General features: G+C 71.7%; 25 protein-coding genes and 1 pseudogene. 17 read left to right on the forward strand and 9 right to left on the reverse strand.

Going from position 1 to position 24,147, the window contains the following annotated elements:
- Positions 1-495: 495 nt before the first annotated feature.
- From LV79_RS31340 to LV79_RS31355, 4 genes are read left to right on the forward strand one after another with little or no spacing between them, the layout of a single operon-like run.
- Positions 496-939 carry a helix-turn-helix domain-containing protein gene (locus LV79_RS31340; RefSeq protein WP_253841925.1) on the forward strand — a complete coding sequence of 148 codons (444 nt, stop codon included), beginning with the start codon at positions 496-498 and terminating at the stop codon, positions 937-939.
- 4 nt (positions 940-943) lie between these two features.
- Entirely contained in the window at positions 944-1,450 is a 507-nt protein-coding gene (locus tag LV79_RS31345) for a hypothetical protein (protein ID WP_253841926.1), read from the forward strand.
- On the forward strand, positions 1,447-2,562 hold the full coding sequence (locus tag LV79_RS31350; protein WP_253841927.1) for an MAB_1171c family putative transporter: 1,116 nt from the start codon (positions 1,447-1,449) through the stop codon (positions 2,560-2,562). The genes LV79_RS31345 and LV79_RS31350 overlap by 4 nt, the downstream gene beginning before the upstream one ends.
- Before the next feature lie 58 nt (positions 2,563-2,620).
- Positions 2,621-3,796 carry a cytochrome P450 family protein gene (locus LV79_RS31355; RefSeq protein ID WP_253841928.1) on the forward strand — a complete coding sequence of 392 codons (1,176 nt, stop codon included), beginning with the start codon at positions 2,621-2,623 and terminating at the stop codon, positions 3,794-3,796.
- 604 nt (positions 3,797-4,400) lie between these two features.
- Here the strand turns inward: LV79_RS31355 and LV79_RS31360 are convergent.
- Both LV79_RS31360 and LV79_RS31365 read right to left on the reverse strand, forming a co-directional pair.
- A complete protein-coding gene (locus LV79_RS31360) occupies positions 4,401-5,606 on the reverse strand; it encodes an alpha/beta hydrolase (protein WP_253841929.1) in 1,206 nt (401 codons plus the stop codon).
- Between the two features lie 36 nt (positions 5,607-5,642).
- Complete coding sequence (locus LV79_RS31365) at positions 5,643-6,572, reverse strand: AsnC family transcriptional regulator (RefSeq protein WP_253841930.1); 930 nt, start codon at positions 6,570-6,572, stop codon at positions 5,643-5,645.
- A 71-nt stretch (positions 6,573-6,643) separates the two neighbouring features.
- On the opposite strand from LV79_RS31365, the gene LV79_RS31370 reads away from it, so the two are divergent.
- Complete coding sequence (locus LV79_RS31370) at positions 6,644-7,342, forward strand: inositol monophosphatase family protein (protein ID WP_253841931.1); 699 nt, start codon at positions 6,644-6,646, stop codon at positions 7,340-7,342.
- Here the strand turns inward: LV79_RS31370 and LV79_RS31375 are convergent.
- Positions 7,339-7,686, reverse strand: a complete 348-nt coding sequence (locus tag LV79_RS31375) for a DUF1801 domain-containing protein (protein WP_253841932.1) — start codon at positions 7,684-7,686, stop codon at positions 7,339-7,341. The genes LV79_RS31370 and LV79_RS31375 overlap by 4 nt on opposite strands.
- A gap of 21 nt (positions 7,687-7,707) precedes the next feature.
- Positions 7,708-8,349 carry a DUF998 domain-containing protein gene (locus tag LV79_RS31380; RefSeq protein ID WP_253841933.1) on the reverse strand — a complete coding sequence of 214 codons (642 nt, stop codon included), beginning with the start codon at positions 8,347-8,349 and terminating at the stop codon, positions 7,708-7,710.
- A 155-nt stretch (positions 8,350-8,504) separates the two neighbouring features.
- Here LV79_RS31380 and LV79_RS31385 point away from each other — a divergent pair, with 155 nt between their 5' ends.
- The gene (locus LV79_RS31385) at positions 8,505-9,134 is read left to right on the forward strand and encodes a hypothetical protein (protein ID WP_372495512.1); all 630 of its coding nucleotides are present in this window, start codon (positions 8,505-8,507) and stop codon (positions 9,132-9,134) included.
- A gap of 20 nt (positions 9,135-9,154) precedes the next feature.
- Here LV79_RS31385 and LV79_RS31390 read toward each other — a convergent pair whose 3' ends face one another.
- From LV79_RS31390 to LV79_RS31400, 3 genes are read right to left on the reverse strand one after another with little or no spacing between them, the layout of a single operon-like run.
- The gene (locus LV79_RS31390; RefSeq protein WP_253841934.1) at positions 9,155-10,018 is read right to left on the reverse strand and encodes a sterol carrier protein domain-containing protein; all 864 of its coding nucleotides are present in this window, start codon (positions 10,016-10,018) and stop codon (positions 9,155-9,157) included.
- On the reverse strand, positions 9,961-10,356 hold the full coding sequence (locus LV79_RS31395) for a GNAT family N-acetyltransferase (protein ID WP_253841935.1): 396 nt from the start codon (positions 10,354-10,356) through the stop codon (positions 9,961-9,963). Before LV79_RS31395 ends, LV79_RS31390 begins: the two co-directional genes overlap by 58 nt.
- Before the next feature lie 52 nt (positions 10,357-10,408).
- Positions 10,409-11,209 carry an MHYT domain-containing protein gene (locus tag LV79_RS31400; RefSeq protein ID WP_253841936.1) on the reverse strand — a complete coding sequence of 267 codons (801 nt, stop codon included), beginning with the start codon at positions 11,207-11,209 and terminating at the stop codon, positions 10,409-10,411.
- A 269-nt stretch (positions 11,210-11,478) separates the two neighbouring features.
- On the opposite strand from LV79_RS31400, the gene LV79_RS31405 reads away from it, so the two are divergent.
- Positions 11,479-12,429: a hypothetical protein gene (locus LV79_RS31405; RefSeq protein WP_253841937.1), complete on the forward strand. Its 951-nt coding sequence runs from the start codon at positions 11,479-11,481 to the stop codon at positions 12,427-12,429.
- A 12-nt stretch (positions 12,430-12,441) separates the two neighbouring features.
- Here LV79_RS31405 and LV79_RS31410 read toward each other — a convergent pair whose 3' ends face one another.
- Positions 12,442-12,861 carry a hypothetical protein gene (locus LV79_RS31410; RefSeq protein WP_253841938.1) on the reverse strand — a complete coding sequence of 140 codons (420 nt, stop codon included), beginning with the start codon at positions 12,859-12,861 and terminating at the stop codon, positions 12,442-12,444.
- Between the two features lie 284 nt (positions 12,862-13,145).
- On the opposite strand from LV79_RS31410, the gene LV79_RS31415 reads away from it, so the two are divergent.
- From LV79_RS31415 to LV79_RS31435, 5 genes and pseudogenes are all read left to right on the forward strand, one after another.
- Positions 13,146-14,426 carry an extracellular solute-binding protein gene (locus LV79_RS31415; RefSeq protein WP_253841939.1) on the forward strand — a complete coding sequence of 427 codons (1,281 nt, stop codon included), beginning with the start codon at positions 13,146-13,148 and terminating at the stop codon, positions 14,424-14,426.
- Positions 14,423-15,310 carry a carbohydrate ABC transporter permease gene (locus LV79_RS31420; protein WP_253841940.1) on the forward strand — a complete coding sequence of 296 codons (888 nt, stop codon included), beginning with the start codon at positions 14,423-14,425 and terminating at the stop codon, positions 15,308-15,310. The genes LV79_RS31415 and LV79_RS31420 overlap by 4 nt, the downstream gene beginning before the upstream one ends.
- Complete coding sequence (locus LV79_RS31425) at positions 15,307-16,155, forward strand: carbohydrate ABC transporter permease (protein WP_253841941.1); 849 nt, start codon at positions 15,307-15,309, stop codon at positions 16,153-16,155. The genes LV79_RS31420 and LV79_RS31425 overlap by 4 nt, the downstream gene beginning before the upstream one ends.
- A gap of 148 nt (positions 16,156-16,303) precedes the next feature.
- Positions 16,304-17,053, forward strand: a complete 750-nt coding sequence (locus tag LV79_RS31430) for an iron-containing redox enzyme family protein (RefSeq protein WP_253841942.1) — start codon at positions 16,304-16,306, stop codon at positions 17,051-17,053.
- A gap of 366 nt (positions 17,054-17,419) precedes the next feature.
- Positions 17,420-18,187, forward strand: a pseudogene (locus LV79_RS31435) (LysR family transcriptional regulator); the annotation flags it as partial.
- 171 nt (positions 18,188-18,358) lie between these two features.
- On the opposite strand, the gene LV79_RS31440 reads toward LV79_RS31435, so the two are convergent.
- Positions 18,359-19,231 carry an EamA family transporter gene (locus LV79_RS31440; RefSeq protein WP_253841943.1) on the reverse strand — a complete coding sequence of 291 codons (873 nt, stop codon included), beginning with the start codon at positions 19,229-19,231 and terminating at the stop codon, positions 18,359-18,361.
- A 174-nt stretch (positions 19,232-19,405) separates the two neighbouring features.
- Between LV79_RS31440 and LV79_RS31445 the strand changes: the two genes are divergently transcribed.
- From LV79_RS31445 to LV79_RS31465, 5 genes are all read left to right on the forward strand, one after another.
- Positions 19,406-19,948, forward strand: coding sequence for a CGNR zinc finger domain-containing protein (locus LV79_RS31445; RefSeq protein ID WP_253841944.1), 543 nt, complete (start codon positions 19,406-19,408; stop codon positions 19,946-19,948).
- Between the two features lie 102 nt (positions 19,949-20,050).
- The gene (locus tag LV79_RS31450) at positions 20,051-20,431 is read left to right on the forward strand and encodes a hypothetical protein (protein WP_253841945.1); all 381 of its coding nucleotides are present in this window, start codon (positions 20,051-20,053) and stop codon (positions 20,429-20,431) included.
- A gap of 112 nt (positions 20,432-20,543) precedes the next feature.
- Positions 20,544-21,740, forward strand: coding sequence for an LLM class flavin-dependent oxidoreductase (locus LV79_RS31455; protein WP_253841946.1), 1,197 nt, complete (start codon positions 20,544-20,546; stop codon positions 21,738-21,740).
- Between the two features lie 13 nt (positions 21,741-21,753).
- On the forward strand, positions 21,754-23,103 hold the full coding sequence (locus LV79_RS31460) for an NtaA/DmoA family FMN-dependent monooxygenase (protein WP_253841947.1): 1,350 nt from the start codon (positions 21,754-21,756) through the stop codon (positions 23,101-23,103).
- Positions 23,100-24,143: an LLM class flavin-dependent oxidoreductase gene (locus LV79_RS31465; RefSeq protein ID WP_253841948.1), complete on the forward strand. Its 1,044-nt coding sequence runs from the start codon at positions 23,100-23,102 to the stop codon at positions 24,141-24,143. The genes LV79_RS31460 and LV79_RS31465 overlap by 4 nt, the downstream gene beginning before the upstream one ends.
- Positions 24,144-24,147 lie beyond the last annotated feature (4 nt).

A 24,147-nucleotide genomic window follows, 5' to 3' on the forward strand; every position in this document is an offset into this window, starting at 1 on the left:
TGCCCGCCGGGGTGTCGACCCCAGCCGAGGCGGGTGGCTGCGACACGCCGGGAAACGAATTTCGCCGTGCCGCTGTGCAGAGTGGCCATCGGCGTACTACGCTAGTTGAAGTTCCGCGCTCCCGGTAACCCCCAGGCCGGTTGAGCGCGGAACTCCTACTTCCCGGGGCAGGTGCTTTCCCCAGTCCCGTGGCACATCCGCGTGGTGGCGCGGGAATCCGCGACACGAGTCAGTGGTGGGGCCCCGTGTGGCGGGGTACCCCCTGGACCCCGCCACACGGCACACCCCCATCACACAAGGGCTTCACCGGCGGCGGACCCGCGCACCAGGCCCGCACACCCACACCCCCCGCCCGGGGACACCGACGGTTGGCGCTCTAACTGGGAGTTAACCCTTGCGGGTCATCGTAGCCAGCGGTGTGGGCGGATTGTCAACTGACAGTTACCCTGCGACACTGGTCGGGTTCGTGAGCGACGACCCACGCGGGGGGATGGGATGTCCGACGGCGCCAGCACGCCGTTGACCGCGCGACTGGACCGGTTGTTCCGGTTGAGCAGGCCGCGCGGGCGGCAGTGGTCCAACGCCGAGGTCGCCGCCGAGGTCAAGAGGGTCAACCCGGACCTGCGGGTCAGCGGCGCGTACCTGTCGATGCTGCGCACCGGGCGGCGCACCAGTCCGTCGACCGACCTGCTGGTGGCGCTGGCCCGGTTCTTCGGGGTGAACCCCAGCTACTTCTTCGACGACGAGGACGGCCAGGGCGAGCGGGTGCGCGAGCAGCTCGAGCAGCTGGCGATGCTGCGCGACCGCGGCGTGGTCGGCATCGCCCAGCGCGCCATGGGGCTGCCCCGGTCGAACCTGGACCTGATCACCGCGCTGCTCGACCAGGCGCGCAGGCAACGCGGGCTGCCGCCGGTCACCGACGCCGACGACGGGGCCTGACGCGGTGCCGCGCCGGGACCTGCGGGCGTTGCGGCGCGCGTGCGCCGACCTCCTCGACGGCCTCGACCTGCCCGAGCGGCTCGACCTCGCCGCGCTGTGCGCCCACCTCGCCGCCGCGCGCGGGCGCCCGCTGCACGTGGTGCCGGTGCCGATGCGCGCCTCGGAGCCGTGCGGGATCTGGGTCGCCACCCAGGAGGCGGACTTCATCTTCTACGACGAGACCACCACTCGAGCGCACCGGGAGCACATCATCCTGCACGAGATCGGGCACATGATCTGCTGCCACCGCGGCGGCGGCCACCTCGACGAGGACACCGCCGCGGTGTTCTTCCCCGACATCGACCCGGACCTGGTGCGCGACATGTTGGCGCGCAAGGACTACAGCGACGCCCAGGAGCAGCAGGCCGAGGTCATGGCGTACCTGCTGGCCAGGCGGCTGGCCCCGGCCGCGCCGCGCCACCAGGGGCTGGCCGCGCGGATCGCGGACTCGCTCGACCACTCGGCTGGATGAACGGGGTCCTCTACCCGCTGTGCGCGGGGATCGCGTGGATCAGCCTGCTGTTCAAGCTCCCGGCGCTCTCGCGCGGCGACCGGGGCCCGGCGGCGGTGGCGGTCGGGTTCTTCTACCTGTTCATGGGGCTTACGTTCACCATCAGTGACCCCAGGGTGTGGGCACTTCTCGACCGGGTGACGGGGGTGCCGAACCTGGCGTTGCTGCTGTCGCAGGGCAGCGTGATCGGCGTCGCCGCGAGCCAGTTGGCCGCGTTGACCTTCTGGGGGCACGAACCGGAGCGGGCAAGACCGGTGGTGCGCCGCCAGATCTGGGGTTTCGCGGGGGTGCTCGCGGCGATGGCGGTGCTGTTCACCCTCGCCGACCTGACCGAGGAGGACACCACCACGGCGGCGGTCCGCTACGCCGGGCACGGGTTGTACTCGGTGTACCTGATGCTCTACGTGACCGCGTTCGCCGTGACGGAGTACCTGATCGTGGTGCGCTGCCTGCGGTACGCCAGGGCCGTCGGCGGGGCGTGGCTCGCGCGCGGGCTCCGGCTGGCCGCGTTCGGCGCCGCGGGCGGGTTGGCCTACGTGCTGGCCAGGTACGCCGACGTGGTCGCGGGCCCGCTGGGGCTCGACCCGCAGCGGTGGGAGGTCGTGGCGCGGCTCGGCGCGGGGCTGGGCGGGATCTGCACGTTGATCGGGTGGAGCCTGCCCGGCTGGGGGCCGCAGGTGAGCGGGCTGCGGGCGCACTGGCGTGACCGCCGGGCGTACCGCGCGTTGTACCCGCTGTGGGCGGCGTTGACGGCGGCGAACCCGGATCTCGCGCTGGACCGGGACGCGGGCAGGCGCGCGGGCCGGGACCTGAACTTCCGGCTGCACCGGCGGGTGATCGAGATCCAGGACGGGCTGCGGTGGCTGCGCCCGGCGCGGGACAGCACCGACCTGGTGGACCCGGATCTGCGGGCGCAGTTCGCCGCGGTCGCGATCGCGGACGCGCTGGCCGACCCGGTGCGCACCGGCGCGGGGACCGTGCCCGAGCCGCCGCCGCAGGACACCGACACCGCGTGGCTGGTCCGGGTCGCCGGGGCGTTCGCCGAACTCGGGGCCGGGTCGGCGCAACGGTGACCCGCCGCGCGACGATGCCCCCACCGATGATCTTCGGCGAGATGATGACGGAGCAGGGATGAGCGAGCTGTTCGGGCGGGCGTTCCACGCCGACCCGTACCCGACCTACGCGCGGTTGCGCGCCGACGGCGGGATCCGCCAGGTGTCCACACCGGACGGCGCGGCGGCGTGGGTGGTCACCCGCTACGACGACGTGCGGGCCGGGCTGGCCGACCCGGTGCTGTCGGTGGACCGGTCGAACGCGGGCGCGGGGTACCGGGGGTTCGCGCTGCCGCCCGCGCTGGACGCGAACCTGCTCAACCTCGACCCACCCGACCACACCCGGCTGCGCACGCTCATCGCGGGCGAGTTCACCCCGCGCCGGGTGCAGGCGCTGGCCCCGGCCATCACCGCGGCGGCCGAGGAGCTGCTGGCGGCGCTGCCCTCCGGCTTACCGGTCGATCTGATCGCCGGGTTCGCCGCACCGCTCCCCCTGCGGGTGATCGGCGACCTCCTCGGCGTCCCACCCGCCGACCGCACCCGGTTCCGCGGCTGGACCACGACGCTGCTGACCCCGAGCCCCGATCAACCCCCGACGGCGGCCCGGGACGCGGTGGTCGCGATGCACGCGTTCCTGGTCGACCTGGTGGCCGCGAAGCGCGCGGACCCCGGCCCCGACCTGCTGTCCGGGTTGATCGCGGTGCGCGACGACGAGGACCGGCTCAGCGAGGCCGAACTCGTGTCGATGGCCTTCCTCGCACTGTGGGCCGGCTACGAGAACCTGGTCCACCTGATCGGCAACGGCGTCCACGCGCTGCTTTCCGCCCCCGACCAACTCAGCGACCTCCGCGCGGACGAGTCCCTCTTACCGCGCGCGATAGAGGAACTCACGCGGTACGACCAGCCCTTGCAATGGGCCATCCGCCGCTTCCCCACCCGCGAACTCGACATCGCCGGCGTCGAGGTACCCGCAGGCGACACCGTCCTCTTGGGCATCGCCTCCGCCAACCACGACGACGCCGTGTTCGACAACCCGGACTCACTGCAGCTGCGACGGGACCCGAACCCGCACTTGAGCTATGGGCACGGCATCCACCGGAGTTTCGGCTCCCGACTGAGCCAGGTGGAGGCCACTGCCGCTTTCACAGCACTACTCGCCCGCGGCTTCGCCCTTGCGGTGGCCCCGGACGCCTTGCGCTGGCAACCCTCTTTCCGCAACCGCGGCCTACTGGAACTCCCGATCTTGCTCGGCTGAGGTCGCTTGATGATCACTATCTGGGCGACTTTGCCGCTGCAGCAGCACTTTCCCCACTCGCTGGCTCGCAACCGGGGAATCCCTTGCCGACGGCGCCCGGTATTTCCGTCTTCTGGGTGACAGAAGTTATCCACATGTCGATCTCTGCGTCCCCGGTTTCAAGATCGACTGTCGGTGCGCCCCGGTAGACTGGCCCAGGGACGCCCCCCGGAGAGGGTGGGGGCCGGGCGGGGGTGGGACCGCACGCGGGCGCGAAGCGAAGCGTTGGGGCAGGGGTGGACCGCGCGCGATCCTGTGGCGGTAGGGCTGTGCGGCCGCGAAGTGTCGATCTGTCCATTGTGGACGCTTGGTTGCGGTCAGAACCTGCGGATGATCACCGTCAAGACCATGTCGGCAGAGGGCCGGGCGTGCGCGACAGGTGAGGCGTGGGCGTACTTGGGGGCGGGTATGGGCGACTGATAGGGATTCCGGGAGCGGCCAGGTGTTCGGGAGGGGGTGGGGTGTCCGCGGGGGCGTGTGGCGTTCGCGAGGCGATGGATCGCGGCGGCGGGGCTCACGGGGACGGGAGGCGGAGCCGCGAGCCGCACGCGGCGGGGGTGGGGGGTTAGGGGTGGAGGAAGTCGGTGATGTGGGTTTGGTAGGGCGGGGTTGTGGGGAGTAGGGCGTGGCCTGCGTTGGGGATGGGGGGTTGGTGGGAGTTGGGGAAGGTTGAGGTGTATTCGGCGGCTACTTCGGGGTGGGTGTGGTCGCAGGTGCCTCGGAGGATTAGGGCGGGGGTTGGGTTGCCGCGCAGTGCTGGGCGGGGGTCGGGGATGGCTTTGAAGTCGATGGCGGTGCGTTGGGTGGAGTAGAAGCCGGGGAGGGGTGCGGGGATCGGCGAGGCGGTGCCCGGGCAGCCGTCGCGGAGTAGGAGAGTCTGGGTGCGGGAGCGGTTGTCGGCTTCGGGGTCGGGCATGAAGTCGTGGGCGGCCTTGGGGTTCACCGTGAGCAGGGCGGCGGCGAGCATCATGCGTGGGGAGGACTCCAGGGCCATCGACCGGGTGGGGTCGGCTGATCTCGGGTCGCCGACGCCGCTCGGCCAGGACTGGGGCCACAGGGGGCCGGGTGCGGAGAACACGACCTTCGCGACGCGGTCCGGGTGCGCGGCCAGGTACTGGGCGGCGAGCGAGGCGCCCCAGGACTGTCCGATGAGGACCAGGCGGGGTACGCCGAGGGTGATCCGGATGGCCTCCAGGTCCGCGACGTGCCTGGCGACGGTGTACCCGGTCGGGTCGGACAAGCGCGCCGAGCGGCCCACGCCGAGTTGGTCGTAGGCGTACACGGGGTACCCGTCGGCGGCCAACGCCCGGGCCAGGTCCGAGACGCCGTCCGCCGGGGCGCCCAGTTCGTCGTGCAAGAACACCACCGGGTCCGATCGCACCGTTCCCCTAGCGGCCACGGATGTGTAGGCGATCCGCGACCCTGTCGGCAAATCCCAGTACCGCACATCGGATCGCGCACTCACAGGCCCGGGAATGCTCGGCGGCGCGAAGACCACCATCGCCCCGACAACCGCGAGCAACGTTGCGACAACGGCGAACCCCGTGCCCGACCGGCGCGCCTCGTCCGCACCGGCCACCGTGAACGCGGCCCACCCCACGAGCACGCACACCCCCGCGAACACCAGCGCGCCCGCGGTGGCCAACAACGCCGTGCGACTGGTCAACGCCGCCGCGAGCACCGTCGCGGTCAGTCCCGCCACGGCCGCCACGAACGTCCCGACCAAACCCACCACCACGGCACCGAAACGGCGCAAAACCTGTGTTCCCACAGCATCGACGCTAGGACCGGTCGCGCTCAGCGGACGTCATCCCGGGGTATGAGCCACCGCATCGGCCGGGTGCCGGTGTCCCGCCCGTTTCACCGCGCCCGCCACGACCGTCACCTCAGCCGACGGGATGTCGTGCAGCGCGGTCACGAACCGGTACAACTGGGCCAGGTCCCGGCAGAACACCGCCGCCATCAGGTTCGTCGCGCCGGTGGTGGCCAGGACGCCGTGCACGACCGGGTCCGCCGCCAGGCGTTCGCCGAACTCCGGGAGCCGACCCGGGGGCACGGTCATCCACACGTTCGCGTCCACCGCCAGGCCGAACACCCTGGAGTCCGCGACGACGCACGTGCGCACCAACCCGGCGTCGACAAGCCGGTCGACGCGGCGGCGGACCGTGGACTCCGGTGCCCCCACGGCCGAGGCGATGGCGGCGGGGGCGGTGCGCGCGTCGGCGGTCAGGACATCGAGCAGGCGCTGGTCCAACTCGTCGGGGACGTGGTGGGCGGTGGGCGCGGGCGGGGTCAGCGCGGCGGTCTCGTCGGGGGTGAGCAGACCGGTGCGCCAGTCGGCGGCGTCGGAGAACACGTGCAGCACGCGGTGCGCCTGGACGCTGGTGATCGCCTGGCCGGTTGGTAGTCGCGGGCTGCCGCCGACGGTGACGGCACTGATCTCCTCGCCGCCGGTGAGGATGTCGACGAAGAGGACCTCTTGGCGGCGGGCCAGCGCGTCGGCGAGCACCTCGACCCGGCCGCGCAGCACCCGGACCCGCAACAGGGTCACCTCGGGCAACGTTGCGCGGTCAGGCACCCGCACGACCTGCACGACCCCCGCGACCCTGGCCAGGCTCCGCGCCACGGTCCTGGCCGACACCCCGAGCACGTCGGCGATCCGACCGGGTCCGACCCGACCGTCGACCTGGAGAGCCGAGACCACGCGCTGGTCCAGTTCAGCCAGTTCGATGCCCACCCGTGTCCACTTCCGCTCATCCACGGCCAGCACTGGCGCTGATCCGGTCAGCCAACTGTAACCCTCGCCGCATGCTGAACACCGTGATCGAGACCGTCGTGGCCGTCGCCGCCCGGATCCCGGCGCCGAACGCGCCCACCGCCACCACGCTGCCCGAACTCCTGTCCCGCTTCACCGAGCTCGACGAGCCGCTCCATGCCGAACTGCGCGATCGATTGCCAGCGGGCGAGTGGGTCATCGACTCGCTCGACGGCGCCGTGCAATACCTCCAGGGCCTGCCGCAATGGTGCGTGACGGTGACCCTCGTCGACGGCGACACCCCGCTCCTCACCGTCCTGCACTCCCCCACGCTCGGCGAGACCTACGCGGCCGAACGCGGCAAGGGTGCCTGGCGGGACGGCGCACCGATCCGCCCGTCCGCCAAGGTGTCGCTCGCCGCCGCCCTCGCGGGCACCAGCCACCCCGCGACCCCGCAGCCGGACGCCGATGCCGCCGCGGGCAAAGCGTTGCCCGCGGTGCTCGGCAGGATCGCAGCGTTGCGCAACCTCGGCCCCACGTCCTGGCAGATCGCCGATGTCGCGGCCGGGCGGATGGACCTGTTCTGGCTGTTCGGCCAGGACGCGGAGAACCTGCTCGGCGCAGGCCTGATCGCGACCGAGGCGGGAGCGGTGGTGTCCACGACGACGGGCGCGCCGTGGACGCCGACCTCGTCCGGGTTCCTCGTGGCCGCACCGGGCCTGCACAGCGAGGCGGTCGCCACCTTGACCTAGGCCTCGAGGGCGCGGGCCTGCTGGAGCCAGGTGGTGATCTGGGCGGCGTCGATGTCGGCGACCGCGGTGACCTTGATCGACGCCATGGCACGGCTGCCCGCGACCAGGCCGGAGGGGTCAGCGAGTTCCTGGCCGCGCCACAGCCCGAAGGTCACGTACCGGGGGTAGGCCTTGACCAGGCAGACCGGCTGCTTGCCGGGGGCGGCGCCCAGGCTCCACACGGGGTGGCCGTGCCACACGGCGCCGGTGCCGGGGAGCACGGCCTCGATCAGGGCCGTGAGGGCGTCGGCGATCTCCCGCTGGTCGGCCGGGAGGGCGGCGTTGTACTCGGCGACGGTGGCCATCGTGGGGTGTCCCTTCGGGTTTCAGCGGAGTTCGGCGGCGACGGTGGAGATCCAGGCCATGGCGGCGAAGACGCCGACGGCCAGGGTGATGGAACCACCCGCGCCGCCGGACATCGCCCAGAGGTCCCCGACCAGCAGCGCGGTGCCCGCGACCAGCGACAGCACGGCGTGGCGACGGCGACCCGCGCGGGCGAAGGACCGGGCCAGCACGTAGCAGGCGGCGATGAGGGAGACGAACGCGATGGTCCCGGCGGCGAAGTGGCCGTAGTCGGGCCAGGTCAGCTCGACCATGCCGGTGGGCGCGCCGAGCGGGAACCCGTTGGCGGGGCTCATGACGAACACGCCCGCGGCGACCATCCCGATCCCGTTGAGCAGGACCAGCCGGGGTACCCACTTGCCGGGGAGGGCGCGGCGCAGCCCCACCGCGCCGAGGACGGTCAGGACGCCCGCGACGACGAAGTTGAGGATCTGCAGCCAGCCGAGGTCGCCGGTCGACAGGGCGCTGAGCGGGTGGCGGGTCAGGTCGAAGCCCGCGCGGGTGGCGGCCTGGATCAGGGACACGCCGACCCACAGCGGGTTGGCGACCACGACGCAGGTGAGCAGGGCGCGGGTGGTGGCGTCCCTCGTGGTGGACGGCGCGGCGGCAAGTGTCTGGGTGGTCATGGTCTCGGCCTCTCGGTTGGTGGTCCTCGCCCAGACGTCGGGCGGCCGATGTGACAGGGAACGCCGTCGGCCCATTCTTTCGCGAACAAGACTTTCGGCAACCGTGGTAAATGACGCTGGTGAACCGAGCGGGCACCCTGTGCTACTTTTCCGGAATGCGCGCAGCTTCGAGGTACCGCGGTTTCGCCAGGGTGTTCACGGCATTCGCCCTCATGCTGGTGGTATCGCTATTCGGGTCGGTGACCGCGGCGAACGCGGAGGTGTCGGGGCGCGGTTGTGAATGCGCGTCACCGTCGATCGACCGGTACCAGCAGTGGCTCGCCTCCGGTGAGGGCACGACCGTCCCCGCGACCGGCAGCCTGCTGGTGCGCGACGGTCGGCAGGGCTACACCGCGAAGGTGTCGTTCCTCAACGCCGAGTGGCACGTGGTCGTCCTGTGGCTCGCCAACAAGTTCGAGGCCCAAGCGAACCTCTCCCGTTCGTCCGGTTTCTGGCTGACCTACAGCGCCACCGACGACCTTTATGTCCAATTGCGCCCGGCGTCGCAGTGGAGCGGCGGCGACAAATGGCTGACGTTGATCCCGTCGACCGGCGGAAAGGTCGTCCGGAAGTTCTTCAGCTTCGCGCCGGACAAGTGGACCTGGCTCCCGGAACTGGGCAAGCCCGGCCACACCTTCGCCTCCGCGCTCAGCGAGGCCCGCGGCTTCGTGTTCGTCGGCAAGACGGCGAACAAGATCACCTTCAACGGCCTGACCATCAACGGATACCAGCCGCCGTGCGTCTGAGGTAGCGGGCAGCCCTCGCCTCAGAACACCTCGCGGCAGGACGGTTCGCGGTCGGCGAGCATCGCGTTCGACAACGCGGCCACCGCGCCAGCGGTGTGTTCGCGGACCAAGCCAGCCGCCGCCAGGGCGCTCAACCGGGTGCCACCGAGGTAGGCGGCTCCCAGGTCGCGGACGTCCAACTCCAGGTCCGGTGCGGCGTCGGTGCTCGCCACAGTCATCCGGCCGCCGTCTACGACAAGGTGCCACCGGCCCGCGTTCCAAGGGCAGAACGGGTCATCGATCTCGACCACGACGTCGACCGGCGTGAGGTACTGGCGCAGTGGCAACCCGGCGGCGACGTCGACCAGCCGGATGTGCAGGGCGTGGAACCGCTTCCGCAGGGCGACGCGGGTGTCCGGCAGGAGCAACGCCAGCGGGTCGTCCGGGTCGCCCTCGTACTGGATGGTGCTCACCAGGTCGACGTCGAGCAGGTAGCGCCAGAGGCTCGCTGTCGCCTGCGGTGTGGTCGCGATGAACTCGTGCACGTCCAACCGGCCGCGCGGCCCGTTGTCGGTCCACACGTGTTGAGCGCGGTAGGCGACGTAGCCCTCCGGGTGCACGGCGAACCTGAGCGGGGTGCGGCCCGCCTGCGTCCGGGCGGTGTCGTGGTAGTGGTACCCCCAGTTGCCGTCGAGCCTGCTCAACGTGCCGACCCGGCCCTCGGCGTACCGCTCGTAGAGGGCGCGGATGACCGGCATGGCCTCGTCCCTGGGCAACTCACGCACAGCGGAGGAGTCCGCCGTGGCGCCCGGCCGGAACGCGATCTTCGTCGGCACCGTGTAGTGGGTCAGCTCGGTCGCGACGCCAAACCCGAAGCGCCCGTAGATCGCCGATCCGAGGCCCACAGCGCTGACACCGGCGGACCGGACCGGGGCAGCGCGGCGCGCATCAACCGGGTCAGCAGCCCGCGCCTGCGGTGGTCGGAGGCGACCGCGACGGAGGTCAGCCCCGCGAACGGCACCTGAGCCCCGCCCGGCACGCACAGGTCCCGGACCTGCACCTGCGCCCCACCGACCTGCAGGTCGCCCGCGAAGGCCCCCAGGTTCAGCGAGTGCTCGACGAGCGGCGCCTCCTTCGCGGCGAACTCGTCGGCGGCGGAGTCGATCAGGAAGGCCCTGGCCAGCACACCGGAAGCGGTGACCGCCTCGGCCTGCGTCAACTCTCTGACGGTGTAGGTGTCCACCTCAGCGTGTCTACGGCAGTCGCCGCGCCATCGCCACGGGATTTCGCGCCGGTCAGCCGTCGGCGCGGTCGCCCAAGAGGGTGCGGAGCTGCTGCTCGGCCCAGAGGTCTTCCGCGATCTCCTTCTCCGTGGAGCCGATGCCGACAGCGAGCAGCGACAGCGCGGTGAGGACGCCGAGGACCATGGCCAGCGGACCGAAGAAGGCGTAGGCGTCGAGCCCGGTGACCGCGGTGGTGCGGCCGATCGGGGGGGTGACCTGCATGGCGGCCATGCCGGTGTAGTGCATGCCGTTGACCGCCACGCCCATGATCAGCGCCGCCGCGACCGTCGCGGCCATGCCCCGGACGTTGAAGGTCGCCCACAGCGCCGCCGTCGCCGCGACCACGGCGATCACGATCGAGAGCACGAGCAGCGTCACCGCGTAGGTCACCGACGCGCTCATCCGCATCGCGGAGATGCCCACGTAGTGCATGGACGCGACACCGATGCCGGTGATGGTGCCCGCGCCGATCAGCCGCCCCCACCCCGCGCGCCCGTTGACCACGGCGCTCAGGCCGATCGCCACGATGCCCACCGCCAGCACCAGGCTGATCACGGTGCGGAACAGGTCGTAGCGGATCTCGGTCCCGTCCACCGCGAACCCCATCATGGCGACGAAGTGCATCACCCAGATCCCGGTCCCGCCGATGGACACCGCCGCCAGCGCCAGCCACGCCCGTCTGGACCACCCGCCGTGCGCCCTGGCCCGCTGCATGCTCATCAACCCGAGCGCGCAGCCGAGGCAGGAGATGAGGTACGACAACGCCGGGGTCACCGCGCCCGCCGAGAAGTGGTGCACGTGGTCCATGGTCATCCATTCGACGGTCGAGGGTTCACGCGAGGAGACCACGCCCGCCCCCACCCCTCCAATTCCCCGGCGTGAGAGATGACTCATGCTCACCGTCCCTTGTGGACCTCGCTGACCAGCGGGTATATCCACCGAATAGCGAAATGTCGCACTCGCCCGACCACGGACCGTGACTGGACGGAGCGGCTAGACCGCCGGTAGCTCGCGCGGGTGAGTGCGGGGGTGGTGGCGAGCGGGGTGGAGTAGCGTGTGCGCCTTCGCGGGTGGAGGTGTGGGTGGGCGAGGCGCAGTGGCCGGAGATCGCGGTCCCGGTGGGGGAACAAGAGGTCGGCGTGGCGGTCGAGGCGCTGCGGGCCGGGCAGAGCTGGGCCGTGCAGTTCACCGGCGCCGCCCTGGTGGAGCACCTCGAGGCGCTCTACGGGCGCGGGTGGTGCAACCAGGCCGTGGCGCGGGCGGTGGTGTTCCGGCCCGACGGCACGCGCTACGGGCAGCCACCGGTGTCGGCGCAGGACACCGTGCGGCGGTGGTCGGCGTGGGCCTCTCCCCCGGTGATCGGGCACGAACTGGGGATCGCGCTCGCGGCCCAGTTCCGGCGCGACAGCGAGCACACCGTCCGCGACGACTGGGGCAACAAGACGATCCCGACCGACCCGGTGCAGGTGTTCCGGGCGGCCAGGTGGATGCGGTTCACCTACGGCTGGTCGACCTTCGGCGCGCTCAAGGCGCTGGTCGTGGTCCTGGCGCCGTTCTTCGCGGCGGGGTGGTGCCCGGCGGCGATCGTGTGGGCGGTGGAGAACCGGCCCAAGGGCGCCAAGTACCCGGCGCCCGCGCAGAACATCGAGCAGATCCGCACCCGGCTGGCGGCGTGGGAGAGCAGGCGGGACGCGCCGCCGATCGCGGGGGCGACCTGGGAGCGGACGGTCGGCCTGCGCCGCGAGCGGGCCAGGCGGGAGTCGTCGGCCTCCGGTGACACCGTGCAGCGCTGGCGCGGGACCCGGCAGCTGCACGACGAGCGCTGGAAGTACCGCCGCACCATCCACGCCAAGCGCGAGGAGGACCAGCGCACCCAGCAGGTCATGGAGGCGCTGCACCCCGACCCCCGGCGCCTGGTCGGCACCCCGCCCCCGGCGCGCGACTTCGGCGGGAGCCTGTGCCGGTGCATGCGCTACGAACGGCTCCCCGGACTGCCCACCTGCGTCGCCTGCGTCAACGAGAAGCGCCGCTAGCCCGACCGGGGACTAGGCGTACTTGGCCGCCACGTCGGCGAAGAAGGCCTTGGCCAGAGCCAGGAAGCCGGGTTCGCGCACCTCGATGCGGTCCCCCGCCGCGTATCCCAGCACCGTGGCGTCCGGGGTCCACCGGATGCCCTTGTCCACGGCCAGGATCCCGCCGTTGCCCAGCAGCGAGGCACTGAGCAGGCGGACCTCGTTGAGCGGGTTGCCGTCCTTGCTCTCCTTGCCGCGCAGGCGGTGGACGAACGCGGACTCCAGGACCAGGACGAGGTTGTTGAAGAACACCGGCTCGAAGGCGGCGACAGCGGCGGTGAAGTCGACGCCGTCCCCGGTGGCGATCATCGCGCGGTAGACCGAGACGTGCTCGGCGACCCTGGCGCGGCAGGTGTCGATGTAGTCCTTGCTGTAGCTGCTCACCGCGAGCATGCGGTCTCCTCCAAGCGGCGGGGAATGCGACGGGTCCGGGCGCGGCAGCGGCCTGTCTGGCCGGACGCGCGGCGGGGAGCGGGAGGGTCGCCCGCACGGAGCAGGGCGGCCGGGATCACCGGCCGAACCGACCCCCATCGTGCCACGGCGCGGGCCAGCCGCCAGCACACCGGGAATGGTCCAGACCTTGCCAGGTCCCCGGCCGCCCTCTTACGATCGCCGACACGTTGCTCTCCATGAAACGGGAATTGCGCTGAGCGCAACACCGGGAACGGGGTCGAGAGATGCGCAAGTGGTTAGCCGGAGTGGCCGTGGTAGCCCTGGCCGCGGGGTGCGCCCCGGTGCAGTCGGGACCCGCGACGTCCGGCACGGACGAGACGACCGGGCAGCTGCGGGTGTGGCTGTTCGACGAGGTCAACCGGACCGCCAAGGAGAAAGTGGTCCAAGAGGCGGTGGCGGAGTTCCAGGGCAAGCACGCCGGGGTGACCGTGGACGTGCAGTACATCCAGGTGCAGTCGCGGGCCGAGCGGTTCAAGGCCGCGTTCAGCGACCCGGGCAGCGCGCCGGACGTGGCCGAGTTCGGCAACACCGACCTCGCGGGCTACGTCGCCGCGGGCGGGTTCGCCGACCTCACCGCGGACGTGGCGGCCTGGGACGAGGGCAAGGACCTGGTGCCCGGCGTGCTCGACACCGCGAAGGTGGGCGGCAAGGTGCACGGCGTCCCCTGGTACGTGGGGGTGCGCGCGCTGTACTACCGCACCGACGTGTTCACCGAGCTCGGCGTCCAGCCACCGTCCACACTGGACGAGATCGCCCCGCTCGCGCGCCGGATCCGGGCCGCGAAGCCGGAGCTGCTCGGCATCTCCGTCGGCGGCAAGTACGTCTACGGCGCGCTGCCCTTCGTCTGGGCCAACGGCGGTGACATCGCGACGAAGAGCGGCGACAAGTACACGGCCGCGATCGACTCGCCGCAGGCCAAGGCCGGTATCGCCAAGTACGCGGAGCTGCTGCGCGACGACATCTGCCCGCCCGCCCAGTGCGCGGGCAACGGCGGGGACGCGAGCGTGGAGAACTTCCGCGGCGGCAAGGCGGCGATGACCATCGGCGGCGACTTCAACCGCAAGTCCGTCGACGCGAGCGCGGCGGCGGGCAAGTACGGGGTCGTCCCGCTGCCCGGCAAGGACCCCGGCTCGGTGGCACCCGCGTTCTCCGGCGGCAACCTGCTCGGCGTGCTCTCCGGCACCAAGCGCAGGACGCTGGCCGGTGACTTCGTGGAGCTGCTGGCGGGCAAGCGGTACCAGCGCAAGATGTACGACGCGATGGGCAACCTGCCCACCTTCACCGACGTGCAGCGCGTGGTCGCCGATGCCGACCCCTTCCTCAAGCCGTTCACCACGACGCTGGCGGCGGGGACCCGGTTCGTGCCGGTCACCCCGAGCTGGGCCAAGATCGACGCGCAGGCGGTGCTGCCGACCATGCTCCAGGAGATCGCCACCGGCGGCAAGGACGTCGACACCGCCGCGACATCCGCCGCCGACGCGATGAACGCGGCGTTCACGTCGTGACGGCCGGTCGCGGGCAGGGCAGGACCGCGCTGGCCTACCTCAGCCCCGCCCTGCTCGTGCTGGTCGCGCTGCTGGGCTACCCGGTCTATCAGCTCGTGGTGATCTCGTTCTTCGACTACGGGCAGGAGCAGGTCAGCGGGGGCGCGCCGCTGGAGTTCCTGGGGCTGGGCAACTACTCGGCGCTGCTGGGCAGTGCGAAGTTCTGGTCGGTGCTCGGCCAGACCGTCGCGTTCGCCGCGGTCTGCGTCCTCGGGACCCTGGTGGTCGGCGCCGCCCTCGCCGTACTGGCCACCAGGGTCCGCCCCTGGGCGCGCACGTGCCTGTTCCTGGCCGCGCTCGGCGCGTGGGCGACCCCGGCGGTGGCGGGCTCGACGATCTGGCTGTTCCTGTTCGACGCGAACTTCGGTCTGGTCAACACCGTGCTCGGCCTCGACGGGTTCTCCTGGACCTACGGCAAGTGGACCGCGTTCGGGCTGGTGGCCGCCGAGGTCGTCTGGTGCTCGTTCCCGTTCGTCATGATCACCCTCTACGCCGGGATCCGGGCCATCCCGGCGGAGGTGCTGGAGGCCGCCGCGCTCGACGGCGCCTCCACCCGGCGCGCCGCGCGGTCGGTGGTGCTGCCCCTGTTGCGGCCCTTGCTGATCGTGGTCACCATCCAGTCGATCATCTGGGACTTCAAGGTGTTCACCCAGGTCTACGTGATGACCGGGGGCGGCGGCATCGCCGGGCGCAACCTGGTGCTCAACGTCTACGCCTACCAGGAGGCGTTCGCCGCCTCCGAGTACGGCCTCGGCGCGGCGATCGGCGTGGTGACGACGCTGATCCTGTTGGCCATCACAGTGTTCTACCTGCGCGCGCTGCGCCGGTCCGGGGAGGTCCTATGAGCGCGATCCGCCACCCGGGCCGCGCGCTCGCCGAGGCGGTCACCGTCGTGGTCGCGGGCGTGGTGGCGTTCCCGTTGTTCTGGATGGTGCTGACCGCGGTGAAACCACCGGACGAGGTGGTCTCGTCGGCGCTGCCGTGGACGACGCGCCCGACGCTGGACAGTTTCGTGCGGGCGCTGACCGTGCAGGACTTCGGCCGCTATTTCCTCAACAGCGTGATCGTGGCGGTCGCGGTGGTGGCGTTGAGCATGCTGGTCGCGTTCCTGGCGGCGGCCGCGTTGACCCGGCTGCGGTTTCGCGGGCGCACGACCATGTTGGTCATGCTGCTGGTCGTGCAAATGGTCCCGGTGGAGGCGCTGACCGTTCCGCTGTTCTTCCTCATGCGGTCGGTGGGGCAATCAGTGCCCGCGTTCGGCTTGAACCACCTCGGGTCGTTGGTGCTCGTCCACCTGGCGTTCAGCCTGCCGTTCTCGATCTGGATGCTGCGCGGTTTCGTCGCCGCGGTGCCGGTGGAACTGGAGGAGGCGGCCACCCTCGACGGGGCCAGCCGGTTCCGATTCCTCTGGGGGGTGCTGTTCCCGCTGGTGGCGCCGGGTCTGGTGGCGACCAGCGTGCTGTCGTTCATCCACGCCTGGAACGACTTCCTGTTCGCCAAGACGTTCATCATCTCCGCCGCCGACGCGCAGACCCTGCCGCTGGCGCTGCAGGTGTTCGTCAAACCCGACCAGAACGACTGGGGGGCGGTCATGGCCGGTTCGACGCTGATGACGATCCCGGTGCTCGTATTCTTCGTTTTGGTCCAGCGCAGGCTGGTGACCGGTCTCGCCGGATCGGTGAAGGGGTGAGCCGGAGAAGGGCTGACCGGCGCCGATAGCGGAATGGAATAATGGTCATCAGGCAATGCGACTGGACTGCGGAACCGGGCCGTGGATACCGTCGCCGAGCACGGTCGCCATTCGGGCGCCGCGCCGAGCGAAGGGGATACCGCTTCCGATGACGCTGGTCCACGACACCGCAGACCGCGCCGCGCGCATCGCCGCCGTCGTCGCCGACATCGACACCTCGGCGGCCATCGACAACGACTTCTACCGGCTCTGGATGGGCGGCCCGCTGCCCTACCCGGCGGTAGCGGTGTTCGCCAGGGAATACCTGGCGCGCACCAGGTTCACCGCCGTGATGGTCGCGCTGTCGGTGCTCAACACCACCGACCTGGCCGCCAGGGTGGAGTGCGTGAAGAACCTGTACTCCGAGTACGGCAACGGCAACGCCGAGAAGGCGCACCTGGTGCTGCTGGAGAACTTCCTCGCCGACCTGCTCTCCCGCCTCGGCGGCCGCGAGGTCAGCACCGGGGAACTGACCCTGGAGGAACCGCTGCCGAGCACCACCGCGTTCAGCGCGGGGCAGCGGGAACTGTTCTCCTCCACCGACCAGCGCGTCGTGCAGGGCGCGCTGCTGGCCCAGGAGCACCTCGCGTTCGCGATGCTCACCCGGCTCTACGAGGGCGTGCGCAACTACAAACCGCTGTGGCCGCGCGAGGACGACTTCCACGAGGCGTGCGAGTACTTCTACGTCCACATCGGCGAGGCGGAGAAGGAGCACAAGCGCGAGGCGGTGGTCTCCGCGGCCGCGGTGTCGCGCACCGAGGCGGACTTCGCGGTCGTGCTGCGCGCCTACGACGCCTTCCTCACCCTCACCGCCGACTACTGGCGCGGTGTGCACCAGGCGGTCGCCGCGGCCGGATGAGCGCGCCAGGTCAATTCCGGGTGACCTAAAGCACTATTTTTTGAGATAACTGGGAACGGGGCCGGAAAAAGGTCCGAATGCCACTGGCGGTCGTCGGGAAATACCTGGTCACGCCCCGTGCCGACAGTCCTACCCAGGGCCAAACAATCCGGCGGTCAACCGATGTGGTCACCCGATCGGCGGTAGCCGGGTGGAGTTCGGCGTCGATATTTTGAGCCACGACTCGCCCTTTTCGGTGGCGACTTCGCAAGCAGGGTCTACGGATTAGCGCGGACACATCGATCGGGGTCGTGGCGGACCCGTCGCGGTGGACGGCGCCGAGGCGGTGCGGTGGTGGTGAGCGACCGGTTCCCGGGTACCGAGAAGGTGCGGTCCTTCCTGGTGCTCGCCGACGAACTGCACTTCGGCCGGGCCGCGCGGTACCTGCACCTGAGCCAGCCCGCGCTGAGCCAGCAGATCGCCGCGTTCGAGCGGGAGATCGGGCTGCGGCTGTTCCACCGCAGCACCCGCCAGGTCCGGCTGACCGAGGCGGGCCGGGACCTGCTCGCGGTCGCGACGTCGGCGATCTCGGTGCTCGACACCGGACTCGCCGACGTGCGGCGGCGCGCGGGGGCGGGCAGGCCGGAGGTGCGCATCGGCCACGTCGGCTGGGGCACCGGGCAGGTGATCGCCAGGGCGGCGCGGGTGCTGGCGCCGGAACCGGTGCAGCTGGTGCCGACCTACACGAACTTCGGCAACCAGCTCAACCAGCTGCGGCACGGCAAGGTCGACACCGCGCTGCTGTGGCGGCCGTACCTGGCCAAGTCCCCCGGCGACGTCGAGGAGGCCACCGCCGCCGTCGTGCCGACCTGCCTGGTGGTGCCGTGGGACCACCCGCTGGCCGGTCGGGCGTCGGTGGCGATGACCGACGTCAGCGCGGAGCGGTTGATCCGCATCGGCGTGGAGGACGCCTTCCCGGTGGCGGGCATGCGCTTCGTCGAGCACACCGCCGACTACGCGGTGGACACCCTCGCCGCGGTCGCCGCCGGGATCGGGTTGGCGCTGTGCCCCCGGCTGGCCGAGTGGGACGCGGTGCACCGGGACCTGAGGTTCGTGCCGATCGACGGCGCGGAGTCCGAGCTCGTGGTCGCCTGGCGCTCGGCGACCGACACCGCCGACGGGTCGACGCTGCAGCGGGCGGTGCGCGGGCTGTGCCAGGCGGGGCGCGAGACCGCGGCGCTGCCGCCGCACAGCCACCCCGTCGGGGCGCACCCGGTGCCCGGACACCCCGGCTCGGTGCAGCTGCCCGCCGCCCCGGCGGAGGGGTCAGCCGGGCTCCTCGCCGACCCGAGGCGCGGTGAGCACGCTCGCGGTCCCCGCCAGCACGACCGCGCCCACGCCGCACCACTGCGGCGCGGAGAGGGTCTGCCCGAGCAGCACCAGACCCGCGAGCGCGCTCACCGCCGGTGAGAGCGCCAGCAGCACGCTGAACGAGGTGGTGCGCAGCCTGCGCAGCGACGCCATGTCGCACAGGTAGGGCACGGCCGAGGACAGCACCGCGACGGCGGCGGCGAGCCCGAGGACACCGACGTCACCGAAACCGGGCAGGGTGCCCACGGCGAACGGCGCGGCGACCAGGGTGCCCACCAGCAGCGCGACGAACAGCCCGGCCGCGCCCTCGAACACGCCGCCGACCGCGCGGGTGAGCAGGATGTAGCCCGCCCGGCAGCCCGCGGCGAGCAGCCCGAGGGCGAGCCCGAGCGCGCTGACCTCGCCGACCCCGGCGATCAGCACCACCCCGGACGCGGCGACCAGCGACCACAGCAGGTCCGCCGCCCGCCTGGCCGAGACCAGCGCGACCAGCAGCGGCCCGAGGTACTCCACGGTGGTCGCGAGCCCGAGTCCCAAGTGGACGACCGCGCCGAAGTAGGCGGTGTTCATCACCGCGATCACCACGCCGAGCGCGGCGGCCAGCAGCAGCGAGCGGCGGTCGGCGCCGCGCGGCCGGGGGCGCAGCAGCACCCCGACCACCGCGCAGGCCAGGGCGACCCTGGCGAAGGCCGCGCCGACGATGCCCACGTGCGCCATCAGCCCGACCGCGACGGCGGCGCCCACCTGCAGGCTCAGCATCTGGACCGCCATCAGCACCAGCGGGTTGGCCGCGCCCGCGCGCTCGGCCGGGGTCGGCACCCCGCTCACCGGCGGCCCCGTCGCCCCCCGTCGGGTATTCGGCCGCTGCCTGCCACTCGCCCGCGGCACCACCGGTCGCGGGGGGTTGACCGGCGTGGGACGGTCGGAGCACCGGGTAAGCCCGGGAGGTCGGCACCGGGTTGGTCATTGCCAAACACACCGGGAGTGTGGAGTAATGGCAATATGCGCTTCAACACTTATGGCGGAGCGGCCGCGGCGATGGCCGCGGACCTGGTCAACCTCGGCCGGGGCGGCACCTTCGACCGCGAGCAGGTGGCCGCCGTCATCAACCGCCACGCCCCCACCCTCCCCGAACCAGGCGGCCCCGAGGCCGCGCGGATCATGCAGTGGACCCAGCAGCTGGACGCCGCCTTCGGCGAGATGTCCCAGCAGCGCCGGGTCGACGTGATCAACGCGCTGCTGCAGCAGGCCGCCAGCCGACCGATGATCTCCACCCACGACAACCAGCCACCGCACCTGCACTACCACGGCGAGGGCGAGGGCGTGGTCAACCGGGTCCGCGCGGTCACCGCGACCGGGCTGGCCTACGTGCTCTGCGACGAGGGCGGCCACCGCCTCGGCCGGTGCGCCGACGACCGCTGCGCGGTGGTGTTCATCGACATCTCCAAGGGCGGCAACCGCCAGTTCTGCACCACCCGGTGCGCCAACCGGGTCAACGCGGTGCGGCACCGGGCCAGGCAGCGGGCGATGGCGATGGCGGGCTGAGCCCAGCCGCCCGGCGGCAGCCCCATCCGCGCCCGGCCGTACACTTCGGACAGTCTCAGTGGTGGTTGTCCGAACCACGCACGCCTCGGGGAGGGACGTCGGATGGGGTTGTTCGGCCGGGAGCGCAAGCTCGGGCGACACGCGGGTGAACGGCAGCCGAACACCGGTGCGGCAAGGGTTTCCGCGGCGGGGGCGCAAGTGGCCCAGACCACTTCGGCGTCGCTGCCCGCGACCGCGCAGCACCTGCTGGCCATGGGCGCGCCCGCGACCAAGGCCACGGTGGAGTCGGTCACCGCGACCGGGCACGTCGTCGACCACGACCCGGTGGTCGACCTGGTGGTCAGGTTGGACGCCGGGCCGCGGCGACCACTGCCGCTGCGCACAGTGGTGCCCCGCATCACCGTGCCGCGCCAGGGCGAGGCCGTGCTGCTCGTAGCCGACCCCAACACCGGCGCCTACCTCTACGCCGGTCTTTCGCTGTAGCCGTTTATTCCCGCTCTTGGTCGGCGTCCCACCACTTGGCCGTTCCCCCGTCCTCGCCCCCGCCCGGCGCACAATCCGGTCCGGGGACGATCACGAGGGAAGGGAGCCGCCGGTGACAACCGGACCACATCTGGCGGTGGCGTTGGACGGCGCGGGCTGGCACCCCGCGGCGTGGCGGGCGGCGGACGCCCGTCCTGGCGAGTTGCTCACCGCGGGGTACTGGGTCGACCTGGTGCGCGCGGCGGAGGCGGCGCGGCTGGACTTCGTCACCATCGAGGACACGCTCGGGCCGAGGGTGGACCCGTTCAACCCGTCGCGGGACGGGACCGACCAGGCGGTGGGGCACCTGGACTCGGTGCTGGTCGCGGCCAGGGTGGCGCCGCTGACCAGCCGGATCGGGATCGTGCCGACCGCGGTGGTCACCCACACCGAGCCGTTCCACCTGTCCAAGGCGATCGCCACGCTCGACTACGTCAGCTCCGGCCGCGCCGGGGTGCGGGTGCGGGTCGCGTGGACCCAGGAGGACAGCGCGCTGTTCGGCAGGCGCGAGATCGGCGAGGTCGACCTGGCCGACGCCAAGTTCCCCGACCTGCGGAGCCCGCTGTCGGAGCTGTTCGACGAGACGGCCGACTACGTCGAGGTGCTGCGCCGGTTGTGGGACAGCTGGGAGGACGACGCGGAGATCCGCGACGCCGCGACCGGCCGGTTCGTCGACCGCGACAAGCTGCACTACATCGACTTCGCGGGCAAGTGGTTCTCGGTCAAGGGCCCGTCGATCACGCCGCGGCCGCCGCAGGGGCAGCCCGTGGTGACGTCGTTGGCGCACGCGGTGATCCCGTACCGGTTGGCGGCGCGCGCCGCCGACGTCGTCTACATCACCCCGGCCGACCGGACCGAGTCCGAGTCGACGCTCGCGGTGGTGCGCGAGGAGCAGGCCGCGGCGGGTCGGGAAAGTGAGACGCTGCACGTGTTCGGCGACCTGGTGGTGTTCCTCGGGGAGACCGCGGCGGCCGCGCGCGAGCACAAGGCGCGCCTGGACGAGTTCGCGGGCGCCCAGTACGCCTCTGACACCCGGATCTTCGTGGGTACCCCGGCCGAGCTGGCCGACGACCTGCTCGACCACCACGCCGCCGGGCTCTCCGGGTTCCGACTGCGACCGGCCGCGATCCCGCACGACCTGACCGCGATCACCGAGGGCCTGGTGCCGGAGCTGCGCTCGCGGGGCGCGTTCCGCACCGACTACGAGGCGAAGACCCTGCGCGGGCACCTCGGTCTCGGCAGGCCAGCCAACCGCTACGCCGCGGTCTGAGGAGGACGAGCAGATGAGCAAGCCGGTCAAGCAGATCCACCTCGCGGCGCACTTCCCCGGGGTGAACAACACGACGGTGTGGAGCGACCCGGAGGCGGGCAGCCACATCGAGTTCGAGTCCTTCGTGCGGCTGGCCCAGACGGCCGAGCGGGCGAAGTTCGACTTCTTCTTCCTCGCCGAGGGCCTGCGGTTGCGCGAGCAGGGCGGCGAGATCTACGACCTGGACGTGGTCGGGCGGCCGGACACGTTCACCGTGCTGGCCGCGCTCGCCGCGGTCACCGAGCGGCTCGGCCTGGCCGGGACGATCAACTCGACGTTCAACGAGCCCTACGAGGTGGCCAGGCAGTTCGCCTCGCTCGACCACCTCTCCGCCGGGCGCGCCGCGTGGAACGTGGTGACCTCGTGGGACGCGTTCACCGGTGAGAACTTCCGCCGCGGCGGGTTCCTGCCCCAGGAGCAGCGCTACGACCGGGCCAAGACGTTCCTGGACACCGCGCTGGAGCTGTTCGCGAGCTGGCGCGGGGACGAGGTCGTGGCCGACGCGGCGAGCGGGGTGTTCCTGCGGGACGCGGCCGCCGGGTCGTTCCGCCACCAGGACGCGCACTTCGACATCACCGGCCGGTTCTCGGTGCCGCGCTCGCCGCAGGGCAAGCCGGTCATCCTGCAGGCGGGCGACTCCGACGGCGGCCGCGAGTTCGCCGCCGCCTCGGCCGACGCGATCTTCAGCAGGCACGGCACGCTGGAGGCCGGGCAGAAGTTCTACGCCGACGTCAAGGGGCGGCTGCCCAAGTACGGGCGGACCCCGGAGCAGCTGGTCGTGCTGCCCGCGGCGACGTTCGTGCTCGGCGACACCGACGCCGACGCCCAGGAGCGCGCGGTCGTGGTGCGCCGCCAGCAGGTCAGCGGGCAGACCGCGATCAAGCTGCTCGAGCAGCTGTGGAACGCCGACCTGTCCGGCTACGACCCCGACGGCCCGCTGCCGGAGTTCGACCCGGTGGTCGGCGAGAACACCATCGCCAAGGGCCGGGCCAGCGTGCGGATGCACCGCGACCCGCTGGCCACCGCGCGCGAGTACCGGGCGCTGGCCGAGGAGAAGAACCTGTCCATCCGCGACCTGATCATCCAGGTCGGCGGGCGGCAGACCTTCGTCGGCTCGGCGGCCACCGTGGCGGAGCGGATCAACGAGCTGGTGCAGGCCGACGCCAGCGACGGGTTCATCCTGGTGCCGCACGTGACCCCGGGCGGGTTGGACGAGTTCGCCGACACGGTCGTGCCGCTGCTGCAGGAGCGCGGGGTGTTCCGCGCGGACTACACCGGCACGACGCTGCGCGAGCACCTCGGGCTCGACGGCGGTCCGGCGTGAAGTTCCTGCTGATCACGCTGATCACCTACACCGCGGACCCGGTCACCGGCATCCAGCTCAGCCCGCGTGACCGGTTCCGCGAGGTCGTCGACACCGCGGTGCTGGCCGAGGAACTGGGGTTCGACGGCTACGGCGTGGGTGAGCGGCACGAGCGGCCGTTCATCTCGTCGTCGCCGCCGGTGGTGCTGAGCAACATCGCCGCCCGCACGTCCCGGATCCGGTTGTTCACGGCGGTCACCACGTTGAGCCTGCTCGACCCGGTGCGCGCCTACGAGGACTACGCGACGCTGGACAACCTGTCCGACGGCAGGCTCGAGCTGATCATCGGGAAGGGCAACGGCAGCGCGCAGCGGGAGCTGTTCCACGTCACGCCCGAGGACCAGTGGGACCGCAACGCCGAGGGCTACGAGCTGTTCCGGCGGCTGTGGCGGGAGGACAAGGTCACCTGGTCGGGCCAGTTCCGACCGGACCTGGTCGACGCCGAGGTCTGGCCGAAGCCGTTGCAGCAGCCGATCCGGGTGTGGCACGGCAGCGCGACCAGCCGCGAGTCGGTCGACCTCGCCGCGAGGTGGGGCGACCCGCTGTTCTCGGCGAACGTGACCAACCCGATCGAGCCGTACGCGGAGCTGATCGAGCACTACCGGCAGCGGTGGGCGCACTACGGCCACAACCCGGCGAAGGCGATCGTCGGCGCTGGTACGGCCGGGTTCTACGTGGCACCGACCTCGCAGGAGGCGCTGGCGGTGTACCGGCCGGTGTTCGAGGCCAGGCAGAACCTGCAGCTGCGGCTGGGGTTGGAGCCGGTGTTCACGACGCTGGAGGACTTCGTCGAGCGCAGTTCGGCGCTGGTGGGCTCGCCGGAGCAGGTCGTGGACAAGGTCGGGCGCTACCACGAGCGGTTCGGGCACCAGGTGCTGCACATCAGCGCCGACCGCGACGGGCTCACCCCCGCGCAGCACCGGGCCACGTTGGAGCTGTTCCAGTCGGAGGTCGCGCCGGTGCTGTCGAAGGCGATCCCGGACCCGCACTGGCTCAGCTGAACCG

This window comes from Actinokineospora globicatena (genome assembly GCF_024171945.1).
Lineage (GTDB): Bacteria > Actinomycetota > Actinomycetes > Mycobacteriales > Pseudonocardiaceae > Actinokineospora > Actinokineospora globicatena.

What these genes read in the sequence shown, in the direction of transcription:
- LV79_RS31340 (WP_253841925.1), top strand. Translation starts at nt 496, where the DNA reads ATGTCCGACGGCGCCAGCACGCCGTTGACCGCGCGACTGGACCGGTTG.
- LV79_RS31380 (WP_253841933.1), bottom strand. Translation starts at nt 8,349, where the DNA reads ATGACCACCCAGACACTTGCCGCCGCGCCGTCCACCACGAGGGACGCC.
- LV79_RS31355 (WP_253841928.1), top strand. Translation starts at nt 2,621, where the DNA reads ATGAGCGAGCTGTTCGGGCGGGCGTTCCACGCCGACCCGTACCCGACC.
- LV79_RS31430 (WP_253841942.1), top strand. Translation starts at nt 16,304, where the DNA reads ATGACGCTGGTCCACGACACCGCAGACCGCGCCGCGCGCATCGCCGCC.
- LV79_RS31425 (WP_253841941.1), top strand. Translation starts at nt 15,307, where the DNA reads ATGAGCGCGATCCGCCACCCGGGCCGCGCGCTCGCCGAGGCGGTCACC.
- LV79_RS31410 (WP_253841938.1), bottom strand. Translation starts at nt 12,861, where the DNA reads ATGCTCGCGGTGAGCAGCTACAGCAAGGACTACATCGACACCTGCCGC.
- LV79_RS31400 (WP_253841936.1), bottom strand. Translation starts at nt 11,209, where the DNA reads ATGACCATGGACCACGTGCACCACTTCTCGGCGGGCGCGGTGACCCCG.
- LV79_RS31370 (WP_253841931.1), top strand. Translation starts at nt 6,644, where the DNA reads ATGCTGAACACCGTGATCGAGACCGTCGTGGCCGTCGCCGCCCGGATC.
- LV79_RS31350 (WP_253841927.1), top strand. Translation starts at nt 1,447, where the DNA reads ATGAACGGGGTCCTCTACCCGCTGTGCGCGGGGATCGCGTGGATCAGC.
- LV79_RS31415 (WP_253841939.1), top strand. Translation starts at nt 13,146, where the DNA reads ATGCGCAAGTGGTTAGCCGGAGTGGCCGTGGTAGCCCTGGCCGCGGGG.
- LV79_RS31450 (WP_253841945.1), top strand. Translation starts at nt 20,051, where the DNA reads ATGGGGTTGTTCGGCCGGGAGCGCAAGCTCGGGCGACACGCGGGTGAA.
- LV79_RS31385 (WP_372495512.1), top strand. Translation starts at nt 8,505, where the DNA reads ATGCGCGCAGCTTCGAGGTACCGCGGTTTCGCCAGGGTGTTCACGGCA.
- LV79_RS31460 (WP_253841947.1), top strand. Translation starts at nt 21,754, where the DNA reads ATGAGCAAGCCGGTCAAGCAGATCCACCTCGCGGCGCACTTCCCCGGG.
- LV79_RS31445 (WP_253841944.1), top strand. Translation starts at nt 19,406, where the DNA reads ATGCGCTTCAACACTTATGGCGGAGCGGCCGCGGCGATGGCCGCGGAC.
- LV79_RS31375 (WP_253841932.1), bottom strand. Translation starts at nt 7,686, where the DNA reads ATGGCCACCGTCGCCGAGTACAACGCCGCCCTCCCGGCCGACCAGCGG.